This window comes from Corynebacterium auriscanis (genome assembly GCF_030408435.1).
Taxonomy (GTDB): Bacteria; Actinomycetota; Actinomycetes; order Mycobacteriales; family Mycobacteriaceae; genus Corynebacterium; species Corynebacterium auriscanis.
Genome location: NZ_CP047046.1, coordinates 2553089 through 2579255 on the forward strand (window position 1 = coordinate 2553089; position 26167 = coordinate 2579255).

20 protein-coding genes are annotated in these 26167 nt (G+C 59.6%); 12 read left to right on the top strand and 8 right to left on the bottom strand.

Features of this window, described 5'->3' with window-relative positions; translation table 11 throughout:
* Positions 1-2: 2 nt before the first annotated feature.
* A complete protein-coding gene (locus CAURIC_RS10845; RefSeq protein WP_035115377.1) occupies positions 3-2915 on the bottom strand; it encodes a leucine--tRNA ligase in 2913 nt (970 codons plus the stop codon).
* A 128-nt stretch (positions 2916-3043) separates the two neighbouring features.
* Between CAURIC_RS10845 and CAURIC_RS10850 the strand changes: the two genes are divergently transcribed.
* The 6 genes from CAURIC_RS10850 to CAURIC_RS10875 all read left to right on the top strand — a co-directional run bounded on the left by CAURIC_RS10850 (position 3044) and on the right by CAURIC_RS10875 (position 9506).
* On the top strand, positions 3044-3646 hold the full coding sequence (locus CAURIC_RS10850; RefSeq protein ID WP_035115379.1) for an SdpI family protein: 603 nt from the start codon (positions 3044-3046) through the stop codon (positions 3644-3646).
* Between the two features lie 86 nt (positions 3647-3732).
* Positions 3733-5073, top strand: a complete 1341-nt coding sequence (locus tag CAURIC_RS10855; RefSeq protein ID WP_052095130.1) for a sensor histidine kinase — start codon at positions 3733-3735, stop codon at positions 5071-5073.
* Entirely contained in the window at positions 5074-5802 is a 729-nt protein-coding gene (locus CAURIC_RS10860) for a response regulator (protein WP_035115381.1), read from the top strand.
* Between the two features lie 57 nt (positions 5803-5859).
* Entirely contained in the window at positions 5860-6912 is a 1053-nt protein-coding gene (locus CAURIC_RS10865) for a ribokinase (protein ID WP_290182799.1), read from the top strand.
* Complete coding sequence (locus CAURIC_RS10870; RefSeq protein ID WP_052095132.1) at positions 6909-8009, top strand: nucleoside hydrolase; 1101 nt, start codon at positions 6909-6911, stop codon at positions 8007-8009. Before CAURIC_RS10865 ends, CAURIC_RS10870 begins: the two co-directional genes overlap by 4 nt.
* A gap of 33 nt (positions 8010-8042) precedes the next feature.
* On the top strand, positions 8043-9506 hold the full coding sequence (locus tag CAURIC_RS10875) for an MFS transporter (protein ID WP_035115383.1): 1464 nt from the start codon (positions 8043-8045) through the stop codon (positions 9504-9506).
* On the opposite strand, the gene CAURIC_RS10880 is transcribed toward CAURIC_RS10875, so the two are convergent.
* Positions 9496-10188: an NADPH-dependent F420 reductase gene (locus CAURIC_RS10880; protein WP_035115388.1), complete on the bottom strand. Its 693-nt coding sequence runs from the start codon at positions 10186-10188 to the stop codon at positions 9496-9498. The genes CAURIC_RS10875 and CAURIC_RS10880 overlap by 11 nt on opposite strands.
* A gap of 163 nt (positions 10189-10351) precedes the next feature.
* Between CAURIC_RS10880 and CAURIC_RS10885 the strand changes: the two genes are divergently transcribed.
* Entirely contained in the window at positions 10352-11401 is a 1050-nt protein-coding gene (locus CAURIC_RS10885) for a bile acid:sodium symporter family protein (RefSeq protein ID WP_035115390.1), read from the top strand.
* Between the two features lie 172 nt (positions 11402-11573).
* A complete protein-coding gene (locus CAURIC_RS10890; RefSeq protein WP_290182804.1) occupies positions 11574-12917 on the top strand; it encodes an MFS transporter in 1344 nt (447 codons plus the stop codon).
* A 61-nt stretch (positions 12918-12978) separates the two neighbouring features.
* Here CAURIC_RS10890 and CAURIC_RS10895 read toward each other — a convergent pair whose 3' ends face one another.
* The 4 genes from CAURIC_RS10895 to CAURIC_RS10910 form a co-directional block, all read right to left on the bottom strand.
* On the bottom strand, positions 12979-13965 hold the full coding sequence (locus tag CAURIC_RS10895) for a LutC/YkgG family protein (RefSeq protein ID WP_290182806.1): 987 nt from the start codon (positions 13963-13965) through the stop codon (positions 12979-12981).
* A 2-nt stretch (positions 13966-13967) separates the two neighbouring features.
* Complete coding sequence (locus CAURIC_RS10900) at positions 13968-15503, bottom strand: LutB/LldF family L-lactate oxidation iron-sulfur protein (RefSeq protein WP_235700812.1); 1536 nt, start codon at positions 15501-15503, stop codon at positions 13968-13970.
* The gene (locus tag CAURIC_RS10905) at positions 15500-16324 is read right to left on the bottom strand and encodes a (Fe-S)-binding protein (protein ID WP_035115392.1); all 825 of its coding nucleotides are present in this window, start codon (positions 16322-16324) and stop codon (positions 15500-15502) included. Before CAURIC_RS10905 ends, CAURIC_RS10900 begins: the two co-directional genes overlap by 4 nt.
* Before the next feature lie 160 nt (positions 16325-16484).
* Positions 16485-17027, bottom strand: a complete 543-nt coding sequence (locus tag CAURIC_RS10910; protein ID WP_035115394.1) for an NUDIX hydrolase — start codon at positions 17025-17027, stop codon at positions 16485-16487.
* A 196-nt stretch (positions 17028-17223) separates the two neighbouring features.
* Here CAURIC_RS10910 and CAURIC_RS10915 point away from each other — a divergent pair, with 196 nt between their 5' ends.
* Positions 17224-18264 carry a hypothetical protein gene (locus tag CAURIC_RS10915; protein WP_290182808.1) on the top strand — a complete coding sequence of 347 codons (1041 nt, stop codon included), beginning with the start codon at positions 17224-17226 and terminating at the stop codon, positions 18262-18264.
* 121 nt (positions 18265-18385) lie between these two features.
* A complete protein-coding gene (locus CAURIC_RS10920; RefSeq protein WP_035115396.1) occupies positions 18386-19348 on the top strand; it encodes a serine hydrolase in 963 nt (320 codons plus the stop codon).
* Here CAURIC_RS10920 and CAURIC_RS10925 read toward each other — a convergent pair.
* Together CAURIC_RS10925 and CAURIC_RS10930 are read right to left on the bottom strand one after the other, a co-directional pair.
* Positions 19345-20100 carry a YqgE/AlgH family protein gene (locus CAURIC_RS10925; protein ID WP_052095134.1) on the bottom strand — a complete coding sequence of 252 codons (756 nt, stop codon included), beginning with the start codon at positions 20098-20100 and terminating at the stop codon, positions 19345-19347. The two genes, CAURIC_RS10920 and CAURIC_RS10925, sit on opposite strands and share 4 nt — an antisense overlap.
* The gene (locus CAURIC_RS10930) at positions 20100-21545 is read right to left on the bottom strand and encodes a CCA tRNA nucleotidyltransferase (RefSeq protein ID WP_290183441.1); all 1446 of its coding nucleotides are present in this window, start codon (positions 21543-21545) and stop codon (positions 20100-20102) included. Before CAURIC_RS10930 ends, CAURIC_RS10925 begins: the two co-directional genes overlap by 1 nt.
* Positions 21546-22172: 627 nt before the next feature.
* Here CAURIC_RS10930 and CAURIC_RS10935 point away from each other — a divergent pair.
* Positions 22173-23159 (top strand): NUDIX hydrolase, encoded by a 987-nt coding sequence (locus tag CAURIC_RS10935; protein WP_052095155.1) that lies wholly within the window; start codon positions 22173-22175, stop codon positions 23157-23159.
* A gap of 7 nt (positions 23160-23166) precedes the next feature.
* Positions 23167-26136 (top strand): hypothetical protein, encoded by a 2970-nt coding sequence (locus CAURIC_RS10940; RefSeq protein ID WP_290182812.1) that lies wholly within the window; start codon positions 23167-23169, stop codon positions 26134-26136.
* Positions 26137-26167: the final 31 nt, after the last annotated feature.

The window sequence follows — 26167 nt, forward strand, 5'->3', positions numbered from 1 at the left end:
CCCTATTTTGCGACGATGTTGACCATCTTCCCTGGCACAACGATGATTTTCGCTACCGTCTTGCCCTCGATATGACCAACCACGTTGGGCTCTTCCAAGGCGGCTTTTTCAATATCCTGGCGGGAGGCATCAGCAGCGATGGTGATGCGTCCGCGCAGCTTACCCATGACCTGGACTGGTAACTCGATCGTGTCGTCTGCCAGCCATTTTTCATCCCACGTTGGGAAAGCCACGTAGGTCAGTCCGCCTTGGTGGCCCAGCTTCTCCCACATCTCTTCCGCAATGTGTGGCGCCACCGGTGACATCATTTGAACCAGCGGCTCCACCGCGGCCCGCGGGGCCCGAGCATCACCGGAGTAGGTCTTCGTCAGATAGTTTACGTATTCGATGAGTTTGGCCACGGCCGTATTGTCGCGCAGCTCCGTGTAATCCTCGTGAATTCCGGCCACCGCGCGGTGCAGAGCGCGGTTGTCGTCATCGGTCAACTCAGCTTCTGAAACATGGGCCTCGCCCGTGCCTTCATTCACCACCAAGCGCCACGCGCGTTGCAGGAAGCGCTGCGCACCCACTACATCCTTTGTAGCCCACGGGCGGGATGTATCCAGTGGCCCCATGGACATTTCGTACACACGCAAGGTGTCTGCACCGTAGTTATCGCAGATCTCATCGGGAGAAACGGAGTTCTTCAGGGATTTGCCCATCTTTCCGTATTCCTGGGTGACCTCAACTTCTGCACCACCATCGGCTGGGGTGTAGAAGAATTTGCCGTCGCGTTCCTCCACGTTCTCGGCAGGCACGTACACGCCACGGGAATCCGTGTAGGCATACGCCTGGATGTAGCCCTGGTTGTACAGGCGGTGGTAAGGCTCAAAGGAACTCACGTGCCCAAGGTCAAAGAGCACCTTGTGCCAGAAGCGGGAGTACAACAGGTGCAGCACGGCATGCTCCACACCACCGACGTACAGGTCCACACCACCGGCCGGGCGCCCCTCGCGCGGACCCACCCAGTATCGTTCATTTTCGATATCTACCAGGGCATTGTCGTTCTTCGGATCGATGTATCGCAGTTGGTACCACGAGGAACCCGCCCATTGCGGCATGACGTTGGTATCGCGCCAGTAGGTCTTTTCGCCATCACCCAGATCCAGCGTAACCTCAACCCATTCCTTGGCCTTCGCCAGTGGTGGCTGTGGCTCAGTATTCTTGTCATCCGGATCAAAGCTAACGGGCTTGTAATCCTCTACTTCGGGCAGCACGACGGGCAACATGCTCTCCGGCAGCGCGTGCGCCACACCGTCCTCGTCGTACACGATCGGGAATGGCTCGCCCCAGTAACGCTGGCGCGCGAACAGCCAGTCGCGCAGCTTGTACTGAATTTTTTCTGTACCGACGCCACGCTGTTCCAACCACTGCGTCGCCTTGGCGATCGCCTCTTCCTTGCCCAGGCCATTGAGGTCGAGACCGGATTCGTTGGCAGAGTTTATATGCGGTCCATCCTCGGTAAAGGCTTCGACCTGGGTGTTTCCACCCTGGAGAACCTCAACGATTGGCAAATCAAATGTTTGAGCGAACTCATAGTCGCGTTCATCATGGGCCGGCACGGCCATGATCGCGCCCGTGCCGTAGCCGGTCAGCACGTAGTCGGCGATGAACACTGGAACAGGCTTGCCGTTGACTGGATTGGTGGCGTGCACGCCCAGGAACACGCCAGTCTTTTCCTTATTCTCCTGGCGTTCCAAATCCGACTTCGCGGAAATGGCGTCGCGGTATGCCTCCACTGCAGCAGCAGGGGAGGACTGACCATACGTCCAACGCTCGTTCACGCCTTCGTATGCGCCAGCGGAATCACCACCATGCGCTGCAGCTGCGGCTGCCACGAACTGGTCCACCAACTCGTGTTCCGGTGCCAGCACCATGTAAGTCGCGCCGAACAGGGTGTCCGGGCGCGTGGTGAAGACCTTGATTTCGGCGGATTCACCGGTTGTGGCTTGGGTGGCGTCGGAAATAAAGGTGACCTCCGCGCCGCGCGAGCGACCAATCCAGTTACGCTGCATGGACTTGACCTTCTCCGACCAATCCAAGTAATCGAGATCGTCGATGAGGCGATCCGAATACGCAGTGATGCGCATCATCCACTGCTGCAGGTTCTTACGGAAGACGGGGAAGTTGCCACGTTCGGAACGCCCGTCGGCTGTGACCTCCTCGTTCGCCAACACAGTTCCCAAACCAGGGCACCAGTTCACCGTGGAGTTAGAGCGGTACACCAAGCGGTACTCGTCGAGAATTGCCTGCTTTTGTGCAGGAGTGAGAGTGGCCCAATCATCGCGCTCGGAAGCTAGTTTTGCCTCCAGCTCCGCGATGGGACGGGCCTTGCCCTTCGAACCGGATTCGTTGGTGGCCTCCGGGTCAAACCACGAGTTGTAAATCTGCAGGAAAATCCACTGCGTCCAGCGGTAGAAGTCCTCATCCGTGGTGGCCACCGCGCGGCGCTTGTCGTGGCCCAGACCCAAACGCCCAAGCTGACGCTCCATGTTTTCGATATTGGCCATGGTCGTGGTGCGCGGGTGCGTGCCGGTCTGCACAGCATATTGCTCGGCGGGCAGGCCAAATGCGTCATAACCCAGCGTGTGCAAAACATTCGCCCCGTTCATGCGCTGGAAGCGCGCGTACACATCAGTGGCGATATAACCCAGCGGGTGGCCAACGTGCAGACCAACACCGGAGGGGTAGGGGAACATGTCCTGGATGAACTTACGGTCCTGCGGAAGGTCCTTACCGCTATCGGAGGCGAGCGCGCCCACGGGGTTGGGCGTGTTAAATGTCCCCTGGTCAGCCCAGTGCTTCTGCCAGCGCTGTTCGATCTGCGCCGCCAGCTCAGGGGTGTAGCGGAAAGAGTTATCTGCAGGCGTATTCATGCTTGGCAATTGTAGTGGGTAGAGCAGACATTGTGGTGACAAGCCCTGTTGTGATCGCCCGCCCGGCCCTCCATCGCCGACTTATCGAGAATTAGTGAATCCATTGCACGCGGAATACACTAAAACGCATGATCGTGCTGACAATTGTCCTGGCAATTCTTGGGATCGCTGTTCTAACAGTGGGGATTATGGCGCTGACGGGCAACCTACCCGGAAATTCCGCGGTTGGCCTGCGGATTCCCGAGGTTCGTAAGTCCAAAGAGAACTGGATCATGGGACACAAAATCGCGGGGCCGGCCTGGGCGGGCGCAGGTGCGGTCCTCCTAGGCGCAGCACTTCTGAGCGCGAGGGTTTCCGGTTGGATGTGGCTGGTCCTGGCTTTGCTGGTGGTCGGTGCCGTGTTCCTATTGGGGTTGGGTGCGGCGTTGGCTTCTCACACTATGGCCCGGGTTGACGCCCAGCGGCTGCACGCGGAAGTCGCTGCTGAGGATGCCGCGGGTGGCTGCTGCGGCGGCAGTGGGGCTGCCGATTCCGGCACCGACAGTTGCGGGGACGTCGCCAGCGCCGAAGCATGTGCGAGCGGAAACGCTTGCGGTTCCTGTGCACTCAACGGTTCGTGTGAGGGCGGGGGAGCGGCCTTCGATGCAGCCAAAACTTCTGCGACGACCACCGCCAAGCCCCAGGTGGATATGGATGCTGCTCGGCGCGCGGTAGCGCAACGCAATATATAACTCACCCACGCCCCCAACGTGGCCTTCCCATAAATCGTTCCTTCGGCCGATAGTCTACCGAGTAAGCCGAATCTACTGTGACAGTCATGCACCGCGTGGAAATGATTGACGTAGCTCGGCAGAAATTCGTTCGCCCGAAGTGGACGTATTTCCTGTTCAGCACCGGATTGATCCTCATCGGCCTGATACTTCAGATGTGGGGCACTGGCGAGGTTCTCGACGAATTTACGAACGCCCATCGGGACGTTCCGATCGGGTATGGCTTCTATATGGTGGCCCAGTTTATGGCGTTCATTGCTGCCGTTATCGTTTTTCCTATTGCGCTGCGGCACGATCCCCGCGAACTCACTCAGCCACATACAGATCCCCAACGGGTTTTCGCTGGCCCGCGTTGGGCCATGATCGCTAATGTCGTGTTGGCTGCGCTGGCATTTTCTTCCGGTGCGGCACCCTTCATCTTCGCCGCCGCTATCTCTCTGGCCGCCCGACCTTTAAGCAAGTGGACGTGGATGGCCGCGGGCGCTTTCTTTGTTTCCGCCAGTGCCGACCTCTACCTCTCCTGGTCCCCGGCCACCTCCGAGAGCCTGTTAGACAAGGATCTCTGGTATATCCTCGGTTACCTCTGCGCACCGCTTTTGGTCCTATCACCTGCCGTTTTTATTGGTCTGCACCGTGGCCGAGCTCGCACCGAATGGTGGCACCTGATGGAGGAAGCACGATTCTCCTCGGAACACATCGACCAGCAACGCCACCTGGCTCAACGTGAAGAGCGCACCCGGATTGCCCGGGATATGCACGACTCGCTGTCTCACCGGCTGAGCCTCATCGCCGTACATTCGGGCGCGTTGGCTTTTCGGGACAATCTCGACGCCACCTCGGTCCGCCAGACTGCGACAACCATTAGGGAACAGGCTGAGGCTGCGGTCGAGGAACTGAAGACAGTCCTTACAGCCCTCCATGAGGATGGGCCGCAGGACGTGGATCCACGCCTCGACCTGGAGCAATTGGTAGAGCAAGCACGTGCTGCTGGTAACTCCATCGCGCTGGATATCAGTGATGCTCCCGACCCATCCGAGTTGGACACGCTGGCTACGCACGCCCTGCATCGGGTGGTTCAGGAATGCCTGACTAATGCGCGCAAGCATGCCCCCGGCCAGACCGTATCCATTACTGCTCGGCGCCGCAGTGATCACGGACAGTGGTTCTTTCTGCAGCTTTCGAACCCCTTGCCGTTGAATAATTCCGCGAACCGGGCCAGTTTCCTCTCGGATTCTGCCCATCTGGGCCTGACAGGTTTGGCGGAACGCGTGAAGCTCAGTGGCGGGTCTTTCGAGACCAGGGTGAATGCGGGCCAGTTCACGGTAGAGGTTAGGCTGCCGTTGGCGTCGGATAAAAAACTAAGCACCGCGACGAAAAAGGATGCGTAGATGACAACCAGTGGAGAAGCGACCCGAATTGCCGTTATCGATGATGAGGCGCTGTTGCGGAAAGGGTTGGTGCTGATGCTGGATGGCGCCGAGGGCATCGACGTGGTGGGGGAGGCCAGCAACGGCAAGATGGCTATAGAAGTCATTCAGCGCAAGCGGCCAGACGTGGTGCTGATGGACATTCGCATGCCGGTCATGACGGGCATTGAGGCGGTCGCCACGCTTCGAGAGCTGGGGATAGACGTGCCGGTCATTATGCTGACGGCTTTCGATACAGATGCGTTTATTCTGCGATCGCTGGAGGCGGGGGCGGTGGGATTCCTGCTGAAGACGACCGCTCCGGAGGCGCTGGTGCGGAGCGTCAAAGCGGCTGCGGCAGGCCAGCAACTGCTAAGCGCCGAGGTGCTATCGAAGCTGGTTGGGATGGCTGGCCATGGACGGGATGGCGGTATAGGCGGTGGCTCGGCGGCGAGCGATGGGGGAGGGGAGCCAGTGACTGCGAAGACCGGTGCGGGCTTTGAGGGGTCCCCGGCTGCGCGCCGCTTGGACGTGTTGAGCCCACGCGAAAAGGAGTTGGCGCTGCTCATCGCGCAGGGAATGGGTAATGCCGAGATCGCTGAAAAGCTGTACATCAGCATCCCTACGGTGAAGACCCATGTCGCGCGGATTCTGGAGAAATTGCAGGTCAGCAACCGCGTGCAGATTGCGATCGCCGTTGTGCGCGATTAATTGCACCGGCCTAGGGGCGCCCGACGGGTGTCCGAAGTGTGAACTACGATCGAGCACATGGATAACGGGCACGGAAACCAAACAGCCAATGCTTCGCTGGGGCCGAGCGGGGCGGCGGGGGATATTCAAGATCAATCACCCGTCGTGGTGGTGTGTGGGTCCATCAACGTAGATACCTTTGTGGGCCTGCAACAATTCCCCACACCGGGAGAGACGGTGATCGGCCGGCGCGGTCTGCAGGGGTTGGGCGGAAAGGGGGCCAACCAGGCGGTGGCTTCCGCTCACATGGGGGTGGAGACCCTGCTGCTGGCTTCCGTGGGGCAGACCAGCGCAAATAATCCCACCGAGCCCTTGGATCCGCTGGCGCTGTTGGCGATCAAGGAGCTGCAGCAGCATGGCGTGAACACGGAATTCATTGCCCGGACCAACGAACCCACTGGTCAGGCTTTCATTATGAATGACGCCTCCGGGGAGAACATCATCATCGTCACATCTGGGGCGAACGAGCTGACCAACCCCGCAGCACATGTGGACCTGGTGAAGGAGCTTTCCGCCACCCGCCCAATGCCAGTGGTGCTGGCCCAGGGAGAGCTGACACCCGCTCATTCCGCGGAGCTTCCGGCGCTCGCCAAGGCTGCTGGTGCGCGGCTGTTTTTGAACTTGGCGCCCGTGACAACAAAGGATCCCGATCTCGTGGCGGCGGCTGATCCGCTGATCCTCAATGAGCTGGAAGCCGCCGATATCACCGGGGTGTCGCGCGAAACTCCGATGGAGGAAATTTTCACCGCGCTCGCCCGGGTTTCGCGCAGCGCTGTCGTGACCTTGGGTGCCGAAGGTGCTGCGGTCATCGATAGCGATGGAGTGACCCGCGTTCCCGCCCCGAAGGTGGACACGATCGTGGACACTACCGGGGCGGGGGATGCTTTCTGCGGAACGTTGGCAGCGGCCGTTGCGACGGGCGCTTCGTTGGCGGAGGCCACGAGACTGGCTGTCGCCGCGGGTTCCCTAGCCACTCAAAAGCCCGGCGCGGCTGGTTCTTACGTTACGGGCCAGGAAGTACGTACATTGGCAGCGGACGGCGCTGCCAAACTTGAAGGAGAAAACCGATGACGACCACCGCAGCTACCAGCACCCACGCAACGGGAGACTGTTCCACCCCGCGCCGGATCATCCTAGACTGCGATCCCGGCCACGATGACGCCATTGCCATGCTTTTGGCCTGGGGGAATCCCAACATCGACCTGATTGCGGTCACCACTGTGGCAGGTAACCAAACGCTCGAAAAGGTCACCGCCAACGCGCGGGCTCTTGCCCGCGTGGGCAAGATCACCGGTGTGCCCTTCGCTGCTGGAGCTGACCGCCCCCTGGTTGCACCCCAGCTGATCCCCGAGGCCATCCACGGTGAAAGTGGCTTGGATGGACCGCAGTTGCCAGAGGCGGGCGTCGAATTAGAAAAAGCCCACGCAATTGAGCTGATGGCGCACATTATCGAACAAGCGGAACCGGGGACAATCAGGCTGGTACCCACCGGGTCACTTACGAATATTGCGCTCTTCGCACGCACGTACCCACACCTCGTGGAACGTGTGGCCGGGGTGACACTCATGGGTGGCGGGCACCACACCGGCAACATGACCCCCGCGGCAGAGTTCAACATCCTGGCCGACCCCGAGGCGGCCAAGATCGTGTTTGATGCCGCCTGGCCTGTGACGATGGTGGGATTGGACGTCACGCACAAGGTGCTCGCCGTGCCCGCGCGGATGAAGCAGATCCGGGAAGTGGGCACCGATGTGGCGGAGTTCGTGGCAGAACTCGTGGAATTCTTCGGCACGTCCTACATGGACCTGCGCCGCTACCCGGGACCACCGTTGCACGATGCCCTTGCCGTCGCCGCCGTTGCCGACCCAGAGGTACTAACCACGGTGGCAGCACCCGTCGCAGTAGAAACTCGCGGTGAATTCACCCGCGGAATGACAGTCGTGGACCTTCGCCGCACTTGGGGCGCACAGCACCAGACTGCGGAGAACCCCGGTGATCCTTCTGCGTTGGGCCTATCTGATGACTACGCGGCCGCGGGATTGGAAACTTACGGCGAAATGCAGGAACCGGTGCGTCACCGTGTGGGTGTGGATGTTGATGTGGAACGTTTCTTTGATCTTTTAGTCGACGCCCTACGCCGAATCGGCAACACAGGTTTTCGAGGTTAACGCTACGGCCCGGGGTGCGATAATCTCTAACCCATGACCACGCCAGCTGCCCTAACCACTGCAGATCCCATTGACTCGAGGAAAGGTGGTTTGCCGCTGCTCATGGCGGTGCTGATCACCGCCGCCGTCGCGTTCCAGCTCAATGCCTCCATGTTGTCACCGGTGCTTCGCACCATGGCCGAAGAGCTGAATACTGACGAATCCACCGTGGGCCTATCCCAAACCGCGTTTTTCACCGGCGGTGCCATGTGTGGCCTATTCCTGCCACGCCTGTCGGACATCATCGGCCGACGCAAGGTGCTGATCGTAATGCTGGCGGTGATGGCCGTTGGCGGAATCATCGCAGCTCTGGCCCCGAATGTGGGCGTGTTGATGGCTGCGCGCGCCATGCAGGGCATCGCCGGTCCCACCATCCCAATGACGTTGATCATCTTGCGCAGCCAGGTGAAAGAAGAAGTGCGTCTAGGCACACTCATGGGCCTTATCGCTGCCGTCAACGGTGGCGTGGCCGGTTTGGACGTTCTGATCTCCGGCTGGATGGCTGAGAACTGGGGCTTCCGTTCCGTGTTTTGGCTGATCGGCATTATCGGCGCCATCGCCACCGCGGTTGTGGCCATGTGGGCGCCCGAATCGAAGCCTTCCGACAACGTGAAGATGGATTGGCTGGGAGCGGTTTTGCTGGTGATCTCCGTGCTCTCGCTGACCATGGCCGCCAATGAGATCGGCAAGGCCTCCCTGCCCGCTGGTGCAAACTGGATGCTGGTGGGGTGGTTGATCTTGGGTGGCTTGCTGGTGTTTGCCTTGTTCTGGGCATGGGAAAACAAGCACGACCAGCCACTGGTTGCACCGAAGTACCTGCGCCTGCGCCAAACATGGGCGCTGCTGCTTACCACAGTGTTGACGATGACCGGCGTGTTCGCAGCCGTCAACGGCGTGGCAATCTCTCTGGCACAAAACGCCGATGCGGGATTCGGCATGAAGCCCGACTTCGCCAGCCTTGTGATGCTCACACCTTATGCACTGGTCGGCTGGTTCGTCGGCCCCTTCGCAGGCCGTCTAGCGCCAAAAATTGGTTACTCCCGCTTGATCCGCATCGCCAACCTAGCCTCCGCACTACTGCTGCTGGTGTTGGCCTTTGTGGGCGTGCACTCCAAGCTAACGCTCATCGCCGTGGTGATCCTGCTGGGTGTTACTTACGCGGGCATCGGAAACATCGTCCTGAACAACCTGGGTGTGGTGAATTCCCCGAAGGATTACGAGGGATTCCTGCCAGGTATGAACTCCGCAGCCTTCAACCTAGGCGCCGGACTATCCTTCGCTATCTTGCCGGTTTTCATGGTAGCCGGATCTCCGGCCGGATCGGATTCCACGGCGGGTTACACCACCGCGTTCATCGCCGGGGCAGTGGTGTTGGGAGTAAGCGTGCTGACCAGCATGCTCATCCCGAAAACCACCACCTCCGAACTCGATGGGGCACTAGTTACCGCTACCTCGTAGCAGCTTCCAGCGCCTTCTTGATTTCCTCGTCAGTGGCCAAGTGACCTGGGCCCATATCCAATAGCGAGGTGGGATTCGCACCCTCTGGCAGGTAAGGCTGGCCGTAAGCAGGTTGCCCGTTGTCATAGCGCCAGCCTTCCGACAACGGACCCGCATCGACCGTGCCGTAACCAATCGAGTCCAAGAACCGGCGAACCTCGTCCTTGGCGGATTCATCATCACCAGCGATGACCAGCGACGTCCGTTCGTTGGCATCGGCCGGGCGGGCCAATTCACCCAGGTGACGGAAGTTGATGTTGTTAAATGTCTTCACAACCTTCGCCTCCGGCACGCGGTCCTGCAGAATCTGTGAGGTCGTGATCTTACGGCTAGCGAGCTCCTCAATGAACCCATCGCGCTGCTCGTAGTAGTTACTGGTGTCGATGACAACCTTGCCCTTTAGCGGCTCGGTTGGAATATCCTTCAGAGCATTCAAGGGGATGGTCACCACAACGATATCGCCCGCCTCAGCGGCCTCTTCCGCGGTGGCTACCCGAGCGTTGGGGCCCAGAGCCTGCGTTAGGGGCAGCAGCGTGCGAGGATCACGGGAATTACTCATCACCACGTTGTAACCCGCCTGCACTGACAAACGCGCAACCGTGGCTCCGATCAGGCCCGCTCCGATAAAACCAATCGTCTTCATGGTCTTCCTCCTTGGTTGGATGCAAATTGAATATGAGGTTTAACCCCAACGTCCGCAGAATTATTCCCAACCAATTCCATTTTTCCGACTCCCGGGTGTGCAATTAAGGGGTTGAAAAGGCGAAACGGGGAGGCGTCGAAAAAATGTTAGATACCCTGAGGCAATGAGAAAGTCCGATCACACAACCCCCAGCGTGATCCAGCGGGTGCTTAGCTACCGGCCGGATCTCCTCATCATCCTCATTGTGGTCGCGGTGATTGCCGCGCTCATTGTTCCAGTTCGTGGTGAAGCTGCCGACGTTGCCGATTGGGTCGTGAAGATCGCAATTGGCCTGTTGTTCTTCCTCTACGGCGCACGGTTGAGCCCCCAGGAAGCTCTGAAAGGCCTGCTGCACTGGAAGCTGCACCTCCTGATCATGATCTTTACATTCGTCATGTTCCCGCTCATCGGGTTGACGATGTACCCTCTCAAGGCCGTGGTCGGCGAGGAAATGTACCTGGGTATCCTGTTTTGCACCCTCGTTCCCTCCACTGTGCAGTCTTCCGTAGCATTCACCTCTATCGCACGTGGCCACGTTGCCGCGTCCATCGTCGCCGCCAGCGTTTCTTCCCTGGTGGGTGTGGTGTTTACACCGCTGCTGGTGCTTCTTCTCATGAGCAACTCCGGGGGCCTTCATATCGACGCCTCCACGTTCATCAACATCGCCGTTCAATTGTTGCTTCCGTTTGTGGTGGGGCAGGTGCTGCGCCCATGGGTGCACAAGTTCGCGGCATCTCCACTGACGAAAAAGGTGGATCAGATCTCCATTGGATTGGTGGTGTACACGAGCTTCTCCGAAGGCGTGGTTGAAGGTGTGTGGAGCTCCGTAAGCTGGATGACCTTGATCGGGTTAGTCATTGGCTCTGTGGTGCTGGTGTACCTGCTGCTATCAATCACCGGCTTCGTGGCCCGCACGATGGGCTTCAATTACCAAGACCAAGTGGCGATCCAATTTGCCGGGACAAAGAAGTCTCTGGCCTCTGGTTTGCCGATGGCTGCCGTGATGTTCGGTTCCGGTGGCTTGGGGCTACTGATTCTGCCGCTGATGATTTTCCACCAAGTGCAATTGATTATCTGTTCGATGCGGGCTTCTACCTACCTGGCGAAATGGGTAGACGAAGGAGCCGGCCCCGATGGGCGGGACAAGATCGCTGAGGACGCGCGGACGTGGTAGGTACTCACCTCGGATAGGGGGAGAAACGAGACGTTGCTAATGAAAGAGGCACAAGCTATTTGGGATGATGCATAGAGTATCCATTTAGTTGCTTTGACCAAAGGACACGTGCTTATCAGAGCCCGGTCCGCGTTAGAGTGCTTTGACTTAGCAAACGAGACGGAAAAACACTATGGCTGAACGAACCGAGAGCGCAAGATTAAGGGCGTCAGTGGCTAGGGCTGAGGAACACGATGGTGGCGATTCTGCTACTGATCGTAAGCGGATGACTAAAACAATCATCGCGGCTTCCAGCGGCAACCTGGTGGAATGGTTCGACTTCTACACATATGCATTTTTCAGCGTGTACTTTGCCGAGAGATTCTTCGCCGGAACCGGCCAAACTGGCGCTTTGATGAGTACCGCCGCGATCTTCTTTGTCGGATTCCTTATGCGACCATTGGGTGGGTACATATTCGGGCGAATCGCCGACCGGCAGGGACGTAAGAAGTCCATGCTCATCGCCATATTGATGATGTGCGCTGGTTCATTAGCTCTCGCTTCACTGCCCACGGCCGCGACCGTGGGTGCACTCGCGCCTGTTTTGTTGCTGCTTGTTCGCTGTGTCCAAGGACTGTCCGTGGGTGGAGAATACGGATCTGTTGCAACCTACATGTCTGAGATTGCACCCCCAGGTAAGCGCGGTTTCTATTCATCATTCCAATACGTCACGTTGATTGGTGGCCAGCTTCTTGCCAGCTTGGTAGCGCTCATCATGAGTACCGTGCTGACTGAAGACCAGATATCTAACGGATGGTGGCGCCTACCATTCGTCCTGGGTGCCATTGCTGCTCTGGTTTCCCTATGGTTGCGCAATACACTGGAGGAGACCGTCGACGAAAGCAGTACAACAAAGAATGATTCCGGAAGTCTCCGGGAACTCCTGTCTTACCCACGCCCGGTGCTCGTCGTGCTAGGTATCACTGCAGTAGGGTCCCTAACGTTTTACACATTCACGACCTACATGCAGAAGTTTCTCATCAACACTAATGACATTTCGAAAGCAGAAACCACTCGGATCATGACCGCGTGCCTGTTTCTTTTCATGCTCCTGCAACCAGCCGTCGGGTGGCTCTCCGACAGAATCGGGCGCAAGAACACGATGCTGATCTACATCATTGCAATGGTTATTCTGCCGATCCCATTTTTTAAGATCTTGACAGGGCAGCAAAATGTCTGGATTGCAGGCGGGTTAGTGTTCTTCGTTTTAGTTTTCGTTTCATTTTACACCTCAATTTCAGGCATTCTGAAAGCTGAAATGTTTCCCACACACGTTCGCGGACTCGGCGTGGGCTTCACCTACGCCGTGGGCAATTCCCTCTTCGGTGGGTCCGCAGAATACGCGGCTCTAGGGTTAAAGAACATCAATCTAGCGTGGGTGTTCCCCATTTACGTTTCGGTCGTTGCCCTTATCGGTCTCATTGCAGTCATCACTATGCGTGACGACCGCATCCACTCCACAATCGACAACCAATAATCTGGCATCAGCCCTTATCCATCAACGTGCAGTCTCTTGGCGAGCGTGAGCGTGAAGCCCCTTAGCGATCCGCCACAATCACCACATCTAACTGCCGCGGCCCATGCACACCGTGCACGCGGATTAGTTCAATATCCACGGTCGCACTGGGCCCCGAGACCATCGTCATCGGTTCTGTGTGCAGCCCTTGTTCTCGCAGGTAAGTGATCGCTTGGGGGACCAGTTCTACGATGCTGGATTCCGCCACCACTACTACGTGATGATCCGGCAGCAATGTTGTGATTCGACGCCCAGATTCCGCACCCGCCAGCACGATCGTGCCTGTATCGGCAATAGTCACCGCAGACCCCGTCACGACGGCAGCAGCTGCATTGATTTGTTCCTGCGTTAGGAAATCTGCGGTGACTGCTCGCGCTTTTCCAAGCCGCCCAGCGTCATCAGTTAGCCCAGCGCCGCCAACTGACCCAGCGCCGCCAGCCAACCCCGCACCACTGGTTACCCCAGCATCACCAGCCAACCCCGCACCACTGGTTACCCCAGCATCACCAGCCAACCCCGCACCACTGGTTACCCCAGCGCCGCCAGCCAACCCCGCACCACTGGTTACCCCAGCAGCACCAGCTAGCCCAGTGCGTTCGGAACCGTCGCCATCCCGCAGCACGCTAAGTCCCGCGCCCTCAAGCTCCCTGAACCACTCGTCCGGAACCGCCGTGGGCGCAATGATCACATCATCGCGGGAAGCATCTGGCCCCGATTCCACATCAGCATTCGATTCATGTTCCAGAGACCCCTGCTCGGACCTCCCACCAGTCACCAAGTCACGGATAACACCCGGCAGGTCGGCTTCGTCGACGATGGTCACGGTGGCGTCGTAATCCTCCAAGCGATCAACCAGCAAAGACCGCAGCTCTTCACCTTGCCTGGAGCCGTCGCGGCGATAAGACCTAAACGGCTCAGAAGCGGGCCGCGATCCGGTGGCGGAAGGCCCAAGGGCAGAATTGATGCGCGCGAGAATATCCTGTTTCGCCGTTGTCTGCTTAGCGGCCATGATCAATTATCCTCTCCACGGTTTCTCCGCCACCACGAGCGGAAAGACTCCTTCGGCGGGGCGGGAATATCGCGCGATCGGGTCCATTCGCCCGCCACGCCCGGTAAGTTGAACAGGCCTTTCTGAGGCGCAAGCCCGCTCGCGATGGGCAACGCGCGCTCCACGGTATTCATGCGCGCACCATCGCTCATCATCCACGACGCCCCGGCCAGTGCCACATCCAGTTGCGACGTGGGTACGCGCCCGCCCAGCGGATGATTCTGCTCCACATCTTGAGCACGCAAGCGAACCAGCATCTCCGGAATGTTGATCTTCACTGGGCACGCATCGAAACACGCGCCACACAGGCTGGAAGCATAGGGGAGTGACCCATTCTCGGAAGCATCCACACCGGTCAGGAGGGGAGTGAGGATAGCGCCGATTGGCCCTGGGTAGACCGAACCATAGGCGTGCCCACCCGTGCGCTCATATACCGGGCACACGTTCATGCAGGCTGAACAGCGGATACAGTGCAGTGCCTGCCGGCCGTACCTATCCGCCAACGCACGCGTGCGGCCGTTATCCAGCAAAACAACGTGGACGTTGTGCGGGCCATCGCCCTCGGACACCCCAGTCCAGAACGACGAATAGGGATTCATGCGCTCACCAGTGCTGGAGCGGGGGAGTAGCTGCATGAACACTTCTAAGTCTTGGAACGTCGGCAGCAGCTTCTCAATGCCCATCACGGTGATCAAAGTCTCGGGCACCGTCACGCACATACGCCCGTTGCCCTCGGATTCCACGACCGACAATGTGCCGGTTTCCGCGATTCCAAAGTTCGCCCCGGAAATAGCCACGGGCGTGGTGAGGAACTTCTGCCGCAGGTGCTTGCGGCTGGCCTCAGCCAAAGCCTCTGGGTCATTGGTGAGCTCGGGGTTGACATCCTCCATTTGGCTGAGGAAAATCTGGCGAATCTCATCGCGGTTGCGGTGAATCGCGGGCACCAGAATATGCGATGGCTTATCCCCGCCCAGCTGCACAATTAACTCTGCCAAGTCGGTCTCTACTGCTGTAATACTGTGCTCTTCTAGGTACTCGTTCAGCCCGATTTCCTGTGTGGCCATCGATTTGACCTTGATGACCTCGCGCTGACCGCTCTCGCCAATCGGCGCGTGGTCCTCCACCAGTTGCCGCACAATCTGGTTGGCCTCTTCGGCATCCCGCGCCCAGTGCACATGGCCGCCACGAGCCGTGAATTGTTGCTCGAACTGCTCTAACAGCTCCGGCAACCGCGCCATCACATCTTCCTTGATGGCCTCTCCCGCGTCGCGTAGCTGTTGCCAATCTGGCATTTCCGCTACGCGCGCAGCCCGTTTACTCCGAATCGTCTGCGTGGCATGCCGCAGGTTGGTGCGCATCTGCATGTTGCCCATTTCGTGCTCGGCAACCTCCGGGAAGGGGTATTCCTCGAACAGATTCCCCTGTCCCCGCACCGATGGCATTCCCAATGGGGTGCCCTTGAACGGTGTACTTTTAGCCGAATTCAATGATGCCTTCATCGCAGCGAACCTCCTGTCACTTTGCCCCCTTCTGCTGGCAGTCGCAGGGGGTTTTCTTTGGTCGACGCCAAAATCCGGGCCATATGTACCGCCGATGGAGTGTCGCGAACCCCCGGGGTAAGCCGTCCCTGGCGCGACAGTCCGCCACCGATATGCATCAAACAACTGGCATCCCCGCCGGTGCACACATCGGCCTGCGACCCAATTACGGCCTCCACTTTGTCACCCAACATGGCGCTGGATACGCCGGAGTTCTTCACGCTAAATGTTCCACCGAATCCGCAGCAAGAATCCTCGTGCTCAATGGGGCGCAAGGTTAACCCCTCTACGCTTTCCAGCAGGTCCCGCTGCCGGTCACCCAAACGCAGCAAGCGCATTCCGTGGCATGACGGGTGGTAGGCCACCGCGTGTGGAAAGTAACTGCCTAACTGGTCTGCCGCGTTGTCTACACCGCAAATTTCGGTGAGGAATTGCGCTAATTCATAGGTGCGATCTGCAATTTGGGTGGCGCGGGTCGCCAGGTCTTCGTCCCCTTCGTGCTGGGCGATCATGGGGTGCTGGTGGCCTAGCGACGCCACGCAGGATCCACTGGGAGCCACCGCATAGTCCCACGATTCACCCTCAAAGGCTTCTACGTGGTTTTTCACCACCGGATAGGCTTGAGCGAACTTTCCCGAATTGATGTGCATCTGTCCGCAACAGGCTTGCTGTTCGGGGAAGACGACGGTGTGCCCGAGTCGCTCGAGGATACGCACCGTATCTTTGGCGACCTCCGGATACATCGCGTCCACAATGCACGTGGCGAATAGCGCAATTTTCATTCTTCCTCCGTCATGAACGTGAACCTGGTTAGTGTTGTGTTCTTAATGAGCGAGGTTCCAGTTTGCAGCGCTGGGTTAATGGGTGTGGTCTTGGTTGGTTGTGGGAACCCAATAAACCGGGTTTGAGGGAACTGCGCCCATTGCGCCAGCGTAACCTTGGTTAGTTGCGCTTGACGTAACCCATCCGGGGACGGAATCCCTGGGGGTGTTTCATCTGCGCAGCAGCGTCGGCGATGATCAACCGGAAACGCGGTTGCATGGGTGGCATGTTGCTGATGGGAAACCAATCCACGCGCGTTGATTCATCGTCGTTAACGTGCACATCAAATGCACCCGGCGCGTCCGGATCCGGAACCTCTAAGCGAATGGCCGTGTCCACGTAACTGACCACGTCACCGTTGGGGTATTCCACCGGCCCCACTTGGCCCACACCCAGAAGGGCAGCGGGCTCCACTGTCAGACCGGTTTCCTCAGCCACTTCCCGTACAGCCGCCCGGTGTGGTTCTTCCCGCGGGTCCACGATCCCAGTTACGGGAGTCCACTGCCCGTCATCGGCCCGTTGAACCAGTAATACCTCGGGAACGGCCCACAGCGGGGCGTCGTTCTCTACGGGTTTCAACACGATAGCCGTAACTCCCGGTAACCACAGTTCTGCGTGCCCGACCTGCTTGCGTAGATCGAGAATAAAATCCGGTGTTGCCATGAGAGTCAGCTTACGCCGAACACCGACAGCGCCGTTTTGCTGCTTCAGGGCGCGAGTGGATCTGGGGAGTATGAAACGCTGGTCAATGCATTCTTGATAATTTAAGAGCAGAAAGCGCTGTGCGGGCCAGCATCTTTTCTCAATGCGTCCGCCACCAAGTAACGACACACCTCCCGGCCCGGGAGTAGCTGCGCAGATGGAGCGCACCAGAGAAAGGCTGACGATGCCCAAAAACGGTAATGACAACACCGAGCAGTTCCCGCACATCGGCGAACCTCCGCACTACAACCGCGGTGGTCACGGCCAAAAGGGCCCCGGGTCGACAAGTGCGGCTCAGGACAACCAGGGTTTCGGCAATCGGGATTACAATCCGAACGGCTCGTGGGGCGCCCCCGCGCAAGGTTATGGAGCGGCAGGTCAAGCCCATTTCGGGCCCGGTGGCGACCGTTATATGCAGCAACCCCAAGCCCCACGGAGCCCATTTCAACACAGCCCATATCAGCAGGGTGAATCTTCGCACAGTCCGTACCAGCAAGGTGAACCTTCGCACAGTCCGTACCAGCAGGGAAAGCAACCTGCTAACAATGGCGCCTACCGAGCCCCTGCCGGGGGGCCGTTGGGACCGCACCAGCGCCCACCGCGGAATTCACCACAGCACCCACCCGCGCAAGGTCGCCCCGGGTCGCGCAATCGTGCCGATACCCCGCCACCACAGCGCAACACCTCAACAATTGTGCTCAGCATCTTGGTCATTATCCTCAGCTTATTGTTGCTTGCTGCGGCGGCGTATTTCTTCTTTGGTGATCGCTCTCGTAGCGACGCCCCTTCGACCAACCGAACCAATTCCGCAGGGGGCGCTGGAGAATCCGCGGGCCCGAAAACCAGTAGGGCCGAAGACGAGACAACTGAGAGCGAAACGTCCACCAAACCCAGCGAGAGTAAGCGCGCTGGGGACTTCGAAGTACCTGGATCTTGGAACAAGTGCGCGGGTTCCGGTGCAGCGGGGGACCTTAACTTGACCTACGCCGAGGATTACGGTGGAAACACCACGACGTGTGGGTTCGCTACCAATGTGCGCGATGCCTTCGTGGATTACTACCGCCAGACCGATAAACTCAACGGCACTGTCGAGGCAACCAGTCCCACAACGGGCCAGACCTACACCATGTCCTGCCATGACAACGGCACCTATGTGACCTGCTCCGGTGGCAATAACGCGCGGGTTCACATCCTTTAACATGAGCGAGCACACTATGACATCAGCGCGCATTCGAGCCTGGCAACCGCGCACGCCACCCGGTCAATCAGGGGGTGCCTATCGAGGACATAGTACTTCCCCGCAACCCGCTACTGGATCGATGGTCACCCGCGGCCTCGCCCTGGCAGCCGCGGCAACGGTCACGGCCTTGGTACTTACCGGCTGCACGATCGATAAGGAGCGCTTCGGTGGCTCCTCAGATTCTGAACAGTCCGCCGCATCCCACGCCGAATCCGATCCTCAGGAGGGGAGGGGTGGGGACCGGTCAAGCACACGTAAGCCAAACCCAACACAATCGGCGCCCAGGACCACCGTTGGGGATTCCCAGCCCGCGCCGGGGGCAAAGCAGGCGGGAGATCTCAACGCGGCAATCCGCCATGTGCAGAGCAAATACGCGGGCCAGCTTGGGTTAGCTATCAGTGATCCACGCGGGAACGGTTCTACCGCGCCGGTTAGCTACGGCTCGTTGGATGAGGGGCCCGCGTGGTCCACTGCGAAGATCCCCGTGGCTATCGCGGTTGCGAAGAACGGCGGTGTTACCCCAGCGATGCGTTCAGCCATCACCGTGTCGGACAATGCGGCAGCTGACAGCCTGTGGCGCTCCCTTGGTTCTCCTGCACAAGCCGGTGCGGCCGCCACTATGGTGCTGCGAGAGGGTGGCGACCAGGTAACCACGATCCACACTGCGGTCACGCGCCCCGGTTTCTCGTCTTTCGGCCAAACCCGTTGGTCGCTTGCGAACCAAGCAACGTTCGCGGCAAATCTGCAGTGCATAGCCGGTGGATCCGTAGTCAGTGATCTCATGGGGCAGATCGCCGCTGGTCAGAATTACGGGTTGGGTTCGATCCCCGGTGCGCATTTCAAAGGCGGATGGGGGCCAGACGAAAATGGCGGCTACCTCACCCGACAGTTCGGATTCATCCCAGGTGAAAAACCCGGCAGCTTCGTTGGCGTAGCTATTGCGGCGAAACCCGCGGACGGTACCTACGAAACTGGCCAAGCCATGCTCACAGAATTGGCGAGGGCTCTAACAAGTCTCCGCGGTTACGGCGGTACGTGTTAGTTGCGTTCCGGGTGTTCTGCCCACGTGGAAAACAGGTTCTCCGGGAATGGGCGGCGTTTCATCAACTGCCGCCACGTCTCACCCGGCTTAGAACCGAATACATCCTCCGCTACCGCGCGCTGGAACTGCACGGAGCCCTCGGCCAGCCACTCGTCCAATTCCGTACGCGCTAACTCCGTGAATCCGACGAATAGGCGCAGATTTTCCACCGGCACATCCAAATCCTGGTTCTCGGTGATCACCACCTGAGCCAAACGCTCCTCTGCATCAATCAGAAGAGCACGCCCGTCACAAATCATCGCAGGTTGGAAAGCACGCTCGGAGGGTTGCTCCGTGCCATTTTCAGTCCCCTCTGCAGCATCATCTCCCGCACCCTCTGCAGCATTATCTCCCGCACCCGTTGCCGCTACATCGACATCGGCGGAGAGTTGGCCGATAGCCACTACTGCACCCGGCACATCCGCGCCACCGAGGAAGAACACCTTCGGCTTCGTCAGCTTCTGCGCCAGCGCGGGCAATTGGTTCGCGACCGCCTCTGTCGTCATCTGATCCAGATACACCCCTGCCACGTTGGCTTCATCGGCGCTGATGACCAGCAGAACCTCGCCGGCTAACACGCGCTTACGATCATCGAAGATCACCTGAGGAGGCACGTAGATCACATCACCCGGGCGAATATCAACGGCTCGCTGGGGTTGGGAGCCGCGGGGCTCGTTGGCGTCAGATAAAGAAGAAGTAGAACGGTCAACCATTAGTTAGCCTCCTGTTGCTCGGCCCACCACGCACGCAGCTCAGCGATGGCATCCTCGCGAGACAGCGGGCCACGATCTAGGCGTAGCTCCTTCAAGTATGCCCACGCTTTGCCGACTTGCGGGCCGGGCGGCAGATTGAGGATCTCCATAATGGCGTTGCCGTCGAGGTCGGGGCGTACCGCTGCCAGATCTTCCTGCTCTTGTAGTTCTGCGATCCGGTGTTCCAATCCGTCGTAGGTGCGCTGCAGGCGATCGGCCTTCCGTTTATTCCGTGTGGTGCAATCAGCCCGCACCAAAAGATGCAGGCGAGGCAGCAATTCACCGGCATCGTTGACATATCGGCGCACCGCGGCATCCGTCCACGTCGATTCACCCTGCGGTCCACCATCGCTGTAGCCGTGGAAACGCATGTGCAAAAACACTAGCTGCGAAATGTCCTTTACTAGCTGCCGTGAATACTTCAACTTCTGCAGGCGCTTGCGGGTCATCTTGGCACCCACCACTTCATGCTGGTGGAAGGTTACGGTTCCAGATTCCGTGAAAGCTCGGGTCGCAGGTTTTCCTACATCGTGGAGTAGCGACGCCATGCGTAGCTCCAGATCGGGCTCCCACTGGTTCTTAGTTTCCAGCTCCACCGCGTTGCGCAGTACCCGCAGAGAATGGCGGTAGACATCCTTGTGTTGCTGGTGTTCATCCTGCGTCATTTTTAGCGCGGGTAGTTCCGGCATGACGAACTCGGCGATTCCCGAATCCACCATCAGGTCTAGGCCCTCCCACGGAGCCACGCCCAGCATCAACTTGTTCAGCTCCACGGCTACGCGCTCCACGGTGATGCGCTTAATCTCCGGCGCCATGGCAGCCATCGCCTCACTGACACGGGGAGCCACGGCGAATTCCAGCTGCGAGACAAACCGGCATGCACGCAGCATGCGCAGTGGGTCATCATTAAACGAAATGTGGGGGGAATCCGGTGTGTCCAACAACCCAGCAGCGGCGTCCTCCAAGCCACCCAGCGGGTCACGGAACTGGTGGTCGCCGTCGGGATTCAACTCCAAAGCCATGGCGTTGACTCGGAAGTCGCGACGGATGAGGTCGCCTTCCAAGGTATCGCCGAACGTGACCTGCGGGTTGCGGGAATCACCGTCATATTGATCCGCGCGGAATGTCGTGATCTCAATCATCGCACCCTTGATTAGGGCAGAGACCGTCCCGTATTCAATGCCGGTATCCCAGATCTTCTCGGCCAGAGGCTCCACAACCTCGATGATCTGTTGCGGACGCGCATCGGTAGTGAAGTCCAGATCGTGGGACAACCTGCCTAGCAGCGCATCGCGGACCGAACCGCCCACCAAGAACAGCGAGAAACCGGCTGCGTTAAAGGCCTTGGCGAGGGGCTGCAGAGTTGTGTTCTGCTTACCCAGAGCCTGCCAAGCGTTCGCCATCATGGTGGCGGGGGTGCGGGGGTTTTCTGGCTGGTGGTTCACGCCGTTGATTCTACAAAAGCGTGCGACAGGCTTTACAGGTGCGGTCAATGGGGGATGATTAGCCCTTGTATGTTTCGTGGGTGCACAACGGGATCTGGGGAGCGTGCTTTGGTGACTTGACGCACGGGACCGGTTGGCGCGATAGGTTAGCGCGACGGGGAGGGCACGGCCATGTTTCCCATAAATTAGGTTAAACCGACTAGCCTAATAAGAATGAATGAGAACGAAGGTGCCGCGGACGGCCAGCGCCGTCGTCGGAACCGGCGTTCCCGACGACCGAACCAAAAACGCGCGCAGGGCAATCCCACCCGTGACAATTCCAGTAATAATGCTGCGCGCAACCACGGCCCCGATGCCGGCAACGGTAAGGGTGTAGCAAACGGTAAAGGTGGCATAAACAAGTCCAATCGTGGCAATGGTCATGCTGGTGAATCGAACACGAGCAGGTCCACAGTCACCGGACCAAAGACCGGCGGGTCGAATGCCCCTGGATCGAACGCGGGAAGGTCGAACACTGACGAAACCACTACTGGTCACACCGAATCGGGGAACACAGGTGCCCGCCGCGGCGAGCGCCGGAACCAGAACATCCCCGGCCCAAGCAACGGAGGTAATAATCGGCGCCGCCGTCGTGGAGGCCGTGGCCGTGGTGGGCGTGGCCCCGGAGGTCGTGGCAATGCCAACCACAACAACTCCATTCAGAATTCACAGAACCTGAATGAGTCCCCCGGCGCCCAGGGATCGCGGGAGCTGGGGAACAGTGGGGCGTCGGATAAAAAGGACAGCAATCCCAACCACGGTGGCAACGGGGGCGGCAACCGCAAGCAACGCAGCTCGCGGCGCGGTGGACGCAACCAGAACAGCGCCACACACAACGGCGGTGGCCGCAACGGTAATGGGCGAAACGGTGGCCGCAACGGTTCCGGGCGGAACAATGCTGGGCGTGGCGGGGCTGACAACCGTGGAGCCAACAACCCCAGGCGACCCAACGGCAAATCCCGCGATTCCGGTTTTGCTATCACCCAGCGCCCAGAACGCGATACCGAAGCATTCCACGATATGCATTCAGAGCTGCCCATTTCCGTGGAGACTTCGGCGGGTGGCCTAGTCCTATCCGGCTTGGCAGAAGCCGTGGGACCCAATGGAGACGTGGACTTGTCTAAGATCTACGTGGCCCTCATTGGGCGCTTGGACCGGCGCGGCCGCCTGCTGTGGTCGATGCCCAAAGGCCACGTAGAACCAGATGAATCCCAACACGCCACAGCGGAACGCGAGGTCTGGGAGGAAACCGGTGTGGCCGGAAAAGTCATCGGCGAATTGGGCACGATTGACTACTGGTTTATCTCCGAAGGCGTTCGCATCCACAAGACTGTCCACCACCACCTGCTGCGCTTCGTCGATGGGCACCTCAATGATGAGGACCCCGAAGTAACAGAAGTCACCTGGCTACCGGTCAATCAATTAATCGAGCGTTTGGCCTATGCCGACGAGCGCCGATTGGCCCGGTTAGCCTTCGACAGTTTGCCAGATCACGCCCGCGCAGAAGCCGCTGCAGGACGGCTCACACCCCGTTAAAGACATCATGACTCCACGCCACACGTGCCCTAGCTACCACAGCCCGGAACGCGTTTCCACGTCGCGCCGACCCCGCACGGCCCGTCGCATTGCTGGAGCTGTGCTGGCTTCGGGACTCATCGCGGGAAGCTCTTGGGGTTGGGGAACACTGGGGGATTCCGCTGGCCATACTGGGTTTACGTTCCCCGGCGCCGGAGTTAGCGCCGCCCAGCCTGCACCAAAAGCGCAAAGCCCGGCCCCATCCAATCTGGATCGCTATTTCGGTGGTCAGTTGCCTAGCTTCCCCGGCAATCCCGCCATAGAGGACGACAACAGCGCCGGTGGTGCCGCCTCGGATAACACCAACGGCTTGCCCGCCCCATGGACGAACCCCAACGCTCGCTCCACGGACCCCCAGTTACGCACCGCGCTCACCCTCACAAAACTACCCCGCGTGCAGGGTAACACCGCCACATTCCACCTGCGCATCACCAACAACCGCACCACCGCGATCACCAACCCCACGGTTTCCTTCGCGTGGCGCGAAGCCGCACAAATCGAATCGCTGCGCATCGCCCAATTGGCCAACCTGGGCGAATACCCACGTCAAAGCCCCGCTGTGGCGCTGCAGGGGTCTATCGAACCAGGGCAGAGCCGGGATATCACCGTGGAGGTTTTAGGTTCCGACGCCACCCGGGGCCAACCTAGCAACATCGCCCAAGGGGACCGGGTTGTCCTGAACGCGCCGGGCCTACTGCAACCGGGTGCACACCCCGTGGTATTCAACGTGGGTGGGACGATCACAGGGGACGACACCCCCGAGGGACCCGTTGGTTCCCTAGCGGTGACGCGAACCGCGGTGAGCGTGGCGTCGGATAAAAAAGAAGCCCCGACCCCCGTCACCATGCTGTGGCCTCTAGCTGCACAAACGGCGGCGGTATCTGGGACCACCGGGGACGCGCCCACGCCCGCACCGCTGTACTTGCGCAACGAGAACCTAGCTAAAGAGTTAGGGACAGGCGGGCGACTGCGCGGGCTGTTGGATGCCTATCGCGATACCACCAGTGGGCAAGAAGGGCGCGAGCTACGCGCGGCGACGTGCTTGGCGATCGATCCCGAACTCATCGACACCGTAGAACGTATGACCCACGGTTATCGGGTTGGTCCGAAGGCACCGGAGGCTGTCCAGGAACAGCGCCGATTGCGCGATTCCTGGGGAGAGCTGCTGGGCGGGGACGAGGACAACTCCGTTGAGGGAACCGGGGTGGCGGCCGCCAAGGCGTGGCTGAAGGATCTGCGCGAGCTAGTCAAGGGCGGTTGCAGCGTAGCCCTGCCGTATGCCGGTGCTGATATCAACGCAGTGGCAGCCACGGGCAACGACTGGCTGGGGGTCCAGGCGTTCGGCACGGGTGCGCAGACCATTAAGCGAGTGCTGGGAGTAGTGCCACAACAAAATATCGTGGTGCCGAGTTCGGGTTACGTAGCACCGGAATCGGTTCCGATGCTGGCCGCCGGTGTAACCCAGGGAATCGACGTAGATTCGTCTACGCGGTTTGAAGCCGTGCAATCGGGGTTACCCGTGTTACCAGCCGCGGGTGCGGTGACAGCGCTAGTGGCGGACAACACGGTTAATCAGACACGCCCAGCGCGGCCGGTCGAGCCCGGTACGGGCGGCCCAGACGGGCAGGGGAGTACCGAAGCGCAACAAGTGGCAAACATCGATAACAGCTGGAATCAGCGGATCACTCGCCTGGCTACGCAGCAGAACAGCGAGCCCAGTGGTCAGCAGGGCGGTCTGAGTGGTCAGCAGAGCGGCGAGCAGGGTGGGCAACAGGGCGGTCTGAGTAGTCAGCAGAGCGGACCCGGCGCGCCCGCTGCATCCACAGCGCCTACTGCATCAACAGCGCCCGCCGGGCACCAGTTCACCACGGTGGCATTTTCGGGAAACCTGGGAACCTTGCTACGGGCTACCGGTGCAACACCTGAAGTTGCGCCCTACTCCAACCCGGAATCGCGCTATCCATTGGAGCAAGACAGCTCAGCCGCACGCATGGGAACCGCATTAGCCGGGTTAGACCTAGAGATTGCCCGCCAGCAACCTGTTTTAGCCGTGCCTCCCGCAAACTGGGGAGTGACGGAAGAGGAGGCCCGCGCGGTCCTGCAAAACCTTTCGGGGCACCTCGCAAACGATTCGGCCAGCCCTGCTCCACTATCGCGCATCGCCGAGCCCCGAGGAGAGCTCAAGGACCAGGACCTCGCCAGCGGCGCAGCAACCGTACCCTATGGCGATCCGGGTGCTTCCTCGCCCGCACTCAACGGTTTCGTGAGCAACATCGCAGGTCAACTGTGGGATGTCACGCTGATGATGCGGAACGATCCCAAGATCGCGCTGGGCCGCGAAGTATTCACCCGGCCACTGTTCGATGACCTGGTGCGCAGCCTTTCGGGCTATTCAATGCGGGTGAAATCACAGTGGCAAGAACAGCGCGAAGGCCGCGTGGCCCGGGCCACACACGTAGCTGATGTGACCGATAAACTCCAGCGCAGCGTCACGCTGGTGCCCCCAGGAAACGTCTTTACCCGCACCAGTGATTCTTCCCCCCTGATCGTTGTCGCGCGCAATGGTTTGCCCCTGCCGGTGCGTGCGAAGTTGGAATACTCCACCGAGCAGTCCTCCGGGATTGCCATTGACGTTCCCGATGCCCAGGACATCCCAGCGCGCGGTTCCATCACCATGTCCCTCACCACAGAGATGCCTTCCGACCAGGGAGCACAGCAGATGGAGCTATGGTTGGCGACCGCCGACGGCAAGCGAATCTCCACGCCCGTGCGCCTCGGCGTGCAATCCGCGCCGGGATTGCACATCTCCGGGTTGCTGATAACCGGTATAGCTCTTGCCGGAATAGTTGTGGCCGCTCGTTTGCCATGGGTGCGCCGAACCCGCCAGAGGAGCAAAAATCGCCTGCTAGACCTGCCCGAGAGACCGGTTAATCGATGACACGCCCACGGCACCATTAGGCATAACAGGG

Coding starts and splice junctions, on each gene's coding strand:
- CAURIC_RS10910 (WP_035115394.1), bottom strand. CDS start 17,027: ATGGCAACACCGGATTTTATTCTCGATCTACGCAAGCAGGTCGGGCAC.
- CAURIC_RS10925 (WP_052095134.1), bottom strand. CDS start 20,100: ATGGTTGACCGTTCTACTTCTTCTTTATCTGACGCCAACGAGCCCCGC.
- CAURIC_RS10940 (WP_290182812.1), top strand. CDS start 23,167: ATGACTCCACGCCACACGTGCCCTAGCTACCACAGCCCGGAACGCGTT.
- CAURIC_RS10865 (WP_290182799.1), top strand. CDS start 5,860: ATGGATAACGGGCACGGAAACCAAACAGCCAATGCTTCGCTGGGGCCG.
- CAURIC_RS10890 (WP_290182804.1), top strand. CDS start 11,574: ATGGCTGAACGAACCGAGAGCGCAAGATTAAGGGCGTCAGTGGCTAGG.
- CAURIC_RS10850 (WP_035115379.1), top strand. CDS start 3,044: ATGATCGTGCTGACAATTGTCCTGGCAATTCTTGGGATCGCTGTTCTA.
- CAURIC_RS10855 (WP_052095130.1), top strand. CDS start 3,733: ATGCACCGCGTGGAAATGATTGACGTAGCTCGGCAGAAATTCGTTCGC.
- CAURIC_RS10885 (WP_035115390.1), top strand. CDS start 10,352: ATGAGAAAGTCCGATCACACAACCCCCAGCGTGATCCAGCGGGTGCTT.
- CAURIC_RS10895 (WP_290182806.1), bottom strand. CDS start 13,965: ATGGCCGCTAAGCAGACAACGGCGAAACAGGATATTCTCGCGCGCATC.
- CAURIC_RS10900 (WP_235700812.1), bottom strand. CDS start 15,503: ATGAAGGCATCATTGAATTCGGCTAAAAGTACACCGTTCAAGGGCACC.
- CAURIC_RS10860 (WP_035115381.1), top strand. CDS start 5,074: ATGACAACCAGTGGAGAAGCGACCCGAATTGCCGTTATCGATGATGAG.
- CAURIC_RS10870 (WP_052095132.1), top strand. CDS start 6,909: ATGACGACCACCGCAGCTACCAGCACCCACGCAACGGGAGACTGTTCC.
- CAURIC_RS10915 (WP_290182808.1), top strand. CDS start 17,224: ATGGAGCGCACCAGAGAAAGGCTGACGATGCCCAAAAACGGTAATGAC.
- CAURIC_RS10845 (WP_035115377.1), bottom strand. CDS start 2,915: ATGAATACGCCTGCAGATAACTCTTTCCGCTACACCCCTGAGCTGGCG.
- CAURIC_RS10880 (WP_035115388.1), bottom strand. CDS start 10,188: ATGAAGACGATTGGTTTTATCGGAGCGGGCCTGATCGGAGCCACGGTT.
- CAURIC_RS10905 (WP_035115392.1), bottom strand. CDS start 16,324: ATGAAAATTGCGCTATTCGCCACGTGCATTGTGGACGCGATGTATCCG.
- CAURIC_RS10930 (WP_290183441.1), bottom strand. CDS start 21,545: ATGATGGCGAACGCTTGGCAGGCTCTGGGTAAGCAGAACACAACTCTG.
- CAURIC_RS10920 (WP_035115396.1), top strand. CDS start 18,386: ATGGTCACCCGCGGCCTCGCCCTGGCAGCCGCGGCAACGGTCACGGCC.
- CAURIC_RS10875 (WP_035115383.1), top strand. CDS start 8,043: ATGACCACGCCAGCTGCCCTAACCACTGCAGATCCCATTGACTCGAGG.